This window comes from Haladaptatus ordinarius (assembly GCF_054177595.1).
The window spans coordinates 1-884 of sequence record NZ_JBPEHH010000284.1 but is presented as its reverse complement, the minus strand read 5'-3'; the positions used below and the strand labels follow the sequence as shown (position 1 = coordinate 884).

Sequence of the window (884 nt, the reverse complement as noted above, 5' to 3'; positions counted from 1 at the left end):
GTGACATCCTCGCCCGCCCTAAAGGGCGGGGCTTCCTACAAGGGAAGCCTCATTGTCGGAGGTTTCGGAACCATACTCCGAGAGAGTCGTCTGTCGGGGTTGCCGACTCGTCTCTCGGTGTCCCAAGGCACTGTCACAAGTGCTCCCATCCTGTGGGGTGTCATCGTCCGTCGGTTTCAGCGACAGACTCTCACCCCACGGGTCTACGCGACCAGCGATATTCGCCGCCGCGTTGATGTCCGCTTGGTACTCCGTCACCCAACAATCACTGTTCGTACACCGGAACGTGGCTTGTCGGCCACGGTGTCCGAGGTGTCCGCACGCGTGGCACGTTTGGGACGTGTACGCCGGATTCACGAATCGGACGGGGATACCAGCGTCGCGGGCTTTGTCTTCGATACGCCCGGCAAGTCGGGCAAATGCCCAAGCGTGCAACCGGCGGTTCATGTACTTGCCGTAATCCAACCGCTCGCGGATAAACGACAGGTCTTCGAGGACGATAACCGGACTCTCGAATTGTCGGGCGTACTCAACAGCTTGCCGAGACGCTTTCTCGACAATATCAGTGAGTGCGTTCTGGTAGTGGTCGAATCGCTCGTTAATCCGCCAATCGGCGTCACGTTGTTGAAGACGGCGGAGGGTCGTAAACATCTCTTTGCGGAGGTGCCGAGCACGACTACCGTCGAACAGCATCGGTTGAATTGGAGTATCGTCCTGACAGGCACAGCCCGCCAAGAGTTTGGATTCACCGATGTCAAAACCGACCGGAGTTGGGTCGTCTGGTACTTCCGGTTCCGCGACCGCGTACTCGACAGTGACGTGAAGAACCCAGTTCTTCCGGTGTTCTTGCAGTCGGAACTCACCGACCGTCACGTCGTCGTTGA

The 884-nt window shown here is 58.4% G+C and carries 1 protein-coding gene; it reads right to left on the bottom strand.

Annotation, left to right across the window (positions count from 1 at the left end):
• Positions 1 to 18: 18 nt before the first annotated feature.
• A partial coding sequence (locus tag ACR3FF_RS27215) for an RNA-guided endonuclease TnpB family protein (RefSeq protein WP_458191223.1) occupies positions 19 to 884 on the bottom strand: 866 nt, incomplete at its 5' end.